The 4,036-nt window shown below is 78.3% G+C and carries 4 protein-coding genes; 2 read left to right on the top strand and 2 right to left on the bottom strand.

The features are described 5' to 3' along the window. Nucleotides 1-21: 21 nt before the first annotated feature. Together GTR00_RS15990 and GTR00_RS15985 are read right to left on the bottom strand one after the other, a co-directional pair. The gene (locus GTR00_RS15990) at nt 22-1,803 is read right to left on the bottom strand and encodes a putative bifunctional diguanylate cyclase/phosphodiesterase (RefSeq protein ID WP_166612582.1); all 1,782 of its coding nucleotides are present in this window, start codon (nt 1,801-1,803) and stop codon (nt 22-24) included. Continuing rightward, entirely contained in the window at nt 1,800-2,648 is an 849-nt protein-coding gene (locus GTR00_RS15985) for an alpha/beta fold hydrolase (protein ID WP_323132530.1), read from the bottom strand. Before GTR00_RS15985 ends, GTR00_RS15990 begins: the two co-directional genes overlap by 4 nt. Here GTR00_RS15985 and GTR00_RS15980 point away from each other — a divergent pair. Then, nucleotides 2,637-3,638, top strand: coding sequence for a glycosyltransferase family 4 protein (locus GTR00_RS15980; RefSeq protein WP_323132529.1), 1,002 nt, complete (start codon nt 2,637-2,639; stop codon nt 3,636-3,638). The genes GTR00_RS15985 and GTR00_RS15980 overlap by 12 nt on opposite strands. Beyond that, a partial coding sequence (locus GTR00_RS15975) for a hypothetical protein (RefSeq protein WP_166612581.1) occupies nt 3,635-4,036 on the top strand: 402 nt, incomplete at its 3' end. The genes GTR00_RS15980 and GTR00_RS15975, both read left to right, overlap by 4 nt.

Genomic DNA, 4,036 nt, shown 5'->3' with positions numbered 1-4,036 from the left:
GGTCCGGCCCGCCCCGCCGGTTCAGCGCGAGCGCACCCACTGCGCCAGGTCCGGCGCGCTCAGCGGCCGCGAGTAGAAGTACCCCTGCGCGAAGTCGCAGCCCATCGCCACCAGGGCGTCGCGCTGCTGCTCGGTCTCCACGCCCTCGGCGACCGCGCGCACCCCCACGGCGTGGGCGAGCTGCACGCAGGTGCGCACGATCGCGGTGTCGCCGTCGCTGACGCCCAGGCCCGTGACGAACGAGCGGTCGATCTTCAGCTCGTCCACGGGGAAGCGCTGCAGGTACGTCAGGCTCGCGTAGCCGGTGCCGAAGTCGTCCACGGCGATGCCGATGCCGAGCTCCTTCAGCGCCGCCAGCGCCGCCTCCGCCGCGCCCGGGTCGGTCACCAGCGCCGTCTCGGTGACCTCCAGCACCAGCAGGTGCGCCGCCAGCCCGTGGCGGGTCAGCGCCCCCGTCACCGCGGCCACCAGGCCGGGGTCGGTGAGCTGGCGCGTGGAGAGGTTCACGGCCACCTCCAGCGTCGGGTGCTGCGGGTCGCGGGCCCAGCGGGCGGCCTGCTCCACCGCGGTGTCCAGGACCCGCTCGCCCAGCTCGCGCACCAGCCCGGACCGCTCGGCCAGGTCGATGAACTCCACCGGCGCCAGCAGCCCGCGCACCGGGTGCTGCCAGCGCACGAGCGCCTCCACGCCGCCGACCCGCCCGTCGGGCAGCCCCACGCGCGGCTGGTAGTGCAGGCGCAGCTCGCCCGCGGCGATGCCGCGGCGCAGCTCGCCCAGCAGGCGCAGCCGGTCCACGGCCGCGTCGGTGCGGGCCGGGTCGTGGACCTCCACGCGGTGGCGGCCGCCGGCCTTGGCGCGCTGCATCGCCGCGCCGGCGTCGTGCAGGAGGCGCTCGGGCGAACCGCCGCGCGCCACGGCGGCGCCGGTGCTGGCGGAGGTGACGACCTCCAGGCCCTCCAGGACGACCGGGACGCTCAGGGCCTCCAGCAGCCGCTCGCCGAGCTGGCGGGCGGCGCCCGCGTCCTCGCAGCGCTCGGCGACCGCGAACTCGTCCGCGGACAGCCGCGCCACGACGGCGCCCTCGCGCACCTCCGCGCGCAGCCGCTGCGCCACCGTGAGCAGCAGCTCGTCGCCGGCGGCGGTGCCCAGGCTCTCGTTGACGACGTTGAAGTGGTCCAGGTCCACCACCAGCACGCCCACCGGCCCCTCGCCGGCGGCGAGCGCGGCCTGCAGGTGCGCGCACAGCCCGGCGCGGTTGGCCAGCCCGGTCAGCGGGTCCAGCAGCGCCCGGCGGCGCGCCTCGGCCTCCGCGGCGGCCCGGAGGTTCTCCGACTCCTCCGCCCGGTGCAGCGCGGCGATGAGCTCGCGCTCGTGGGCGCGGCGCTCGGGGGCGCTGAAGACGATGACGCGCACCTCGGCCCCGGCGCCGTCGCGGGCGGGCGCGCGGGTGGCGGTGACCAGCGCCGGGCGGCGCGCGCGGTCGGCGGCGACGACCTCCACCACGACCTCGCTGACCCCGCTGCCGGTGCCCAGCCGCGGGGCGCTGTGGGTGCTCCACAGGATCCGGTCGCCCACCGGCAGCAGGCGGGCGAAGGCGGTGCCCAGCAGGTCCTCGCGCCGGTGCCCGGTCCAGGTGAGGAACGTGTCGTTGACGCGGGTGATGCGCCCGTCGTCGGTGGTGGTCAGGTACCCGCACGGGGCGTGCTGGAACAGCGCCTCGAACCCGCCGTCGCCCGGCGCGGCCGCGCCGGGCGACGGCGCGCCGGGCGCGGGCGCGGGGGAGGAACCGTCGACGGCCGTCACGACCGCCCGCTCACGGGGGCCAGGTGGGCCAGCACCGCCGCCGCCGTCTCCGCGGGCGCGCTGACGTGCGGGCAGTGCCCGCTGGCGCGCAGCGGCACCAGGGTGGCGCGCGGCAGGCGCGCCACGACCTCGCGGACCGCGGCGTCGGGGGCCAGGGCGTCGTCGCGGCACTGCAGGACCACCACCGGCACCGGCACGCGGGTGAGCAGCTCGCGCGAGTCCGTCAGGAACGTCGCGCGCGCGAAGCAGCGCGCGGTGGCGGGGTCGAGCTGGCGCATCGCGCCGGTGAACTCCTCGCCGAGCTCCGGGCGGTCCGGGTTGCCCATGATCATGGGGGCGACGGCGGCGGTCCACGACAGGTAGTTGTGGTCCAGGGAGGCCAGCAGCTCCTCGACGTCCTCGGCGGAGAAGCCGCCGTCGTAGCCGTCGGCGGGGTCGTCGGTGTAGCGCGCCGAGGGCGCCAGCATGAAGACCTGCGCGAAGCGCTCCGGGGCGCGCACCGCGGCGCGCGCGGCGACCACGGAGCTGACGCTGTGCGCCACGACGACGACGTCGCGCAGGTCCAGCTCCTCGCACACCGCCACCAGGTCCTCGGCGTACCCGTCGAGGGTGGAGTACCGCTCCCGGTCGTACGCGCTCGCGTCGAAGCGCCCGGCGCCGGCCTGGTCCAGCAGCACGACGCGGTGCCCGTCCAGGAAGGCCGGCACCACCCGGTCCCACGCCGACTGGTCGGAGCCGAAGCCGTGCACGAACAGCACCGCGGGGCCGTCGGCGCGGCCCAGCACGCGCACGTGGTGGCCCAGGCCCAGGAGGTGCTCGGCGAGGTCGCGCACGTGGAACTGCACGCCGCCGGCGGGGTGGTGGCCGTGCCCTACAACGGCTCGGTGGCCCGGCTGTCCTTCGGCCCGCTGACCGCCGCCCGGGTGCGGCGCTGGGTCGTCGAGGGCGGCTTCGACGTCCTGCACGTGCACGAGCCGCTCTCGCCCAGCACGTCCCTGCTGGCCCTGTGGGCCGCCCAGCGCCCCGTGGTGGCGACCTTCCACAGCGCGAACCTGCGCTCGCGGGCCATGCAGGCGGCCTTCCCCCTGCTGCGGCCCAGCCTGGAGAAGATCGCCGCGCGCATCGCGGTCAGCGAGGACGCCCGCCGCACCGTCGTCGAGCACGTCGGCGGCGACGCCGTGGTCGTCCCCAACGGGGTGTTCACCGAGCGGTTCGCGCGCGCCGCGCGCCGGCCGGAGTGGTCCGGCACGCCCGAGCGGCCCGTCGTGGCCTTCGTCGGCCGCCTCGACGAGCCCCGCAAGGGGCTGGGGGTGCTGTGCGCGGCCGTCCCGCACGTGCGCGCCGCGCTGCCCGGGGCGCGCTTCCTCGTCGCCGGCCGCGGCGACGTGCAGGCCGCCCGCGCGGCGCTGGCGGACCCCTCGGCGGTGGAGTTCCTCGGCGCCGTCGACGACGACGCCAAGCGGTCCCTGCTGGCCTCGGCCGACGTCTACCTGGCCCCGCACACCGGCGGGGAGAGCTTCGGCATCGTCCTGGTGGAGGCGCTGGCCGCCGGGGCCGCGGTCGTCGCCAGCGACCTGGGGGCCTTCCGCCGCGTCCTGGACGACGGCGCGCACGGGGTGCTCTTCCCCACCGGGGACGCCGCCGCCGCCGCCCGGGCGCTGGTGGCGCTGCTGGCCGACCCCGCCGAGCGCGCCCGGCTCGCGCGCGCGGGGCAGCGCGCCGCGCACCGCTACGACTGGTCCGTGGTGGCCGCCGACGTGCTGGCCGTGTACGAGACGGTGCGGGCCGGCGAGCAGGCGCGCTCCTCGGGCGAGCAGCGGCGGGGCGGCGGGTGACGGCCCTCGCCTGGGCGCTGGCGGCCCTGCTGCTGCTGTGCCTGCTGGCCTGGTACCTCTCGGCCACCGCGCAGCGCCTGGACCGCCTGCACCGGCGCGTGGAGACCAGCCGGGCGGCGCTGGACGCCGAGCTGACCCGCCGGGCCTCGGCGGCGCTGGAGCTGGCCACCTCCGGCCGGCTGGACCCGGCGACCTCGCTGCTGCTGGCCGACGCCGCGACCGCGAGCCTGGACGCGCCGCGCACGCCCGCGGCCCTGCGCGAGGCCGCCGACGCCGACGACGCCCAGCGCTGGCGCGCCGAGAGCGACCTGACCCGCGCCCTGAGCGCGGCCCTGCCCGGCCCCGGCCCGGACGAGGGCACCGACGCGGGTGCCGACGCGGGCGGGGGCGGGCAGGGA

The sequence above is a fragment of the Kineococcus indalonis genome, from assembly GCF_009906395.1.
Classification (GTDB): domain Bacteria; phylum Actinomycetota; class Actinomycetes; order Actinomycetales; family Kineococcaceae; genus Kineococcus; species Kineococcus indalonis.
This window is presented reverse-complemented; position numbering and strand designations above follow the sequence as displayed.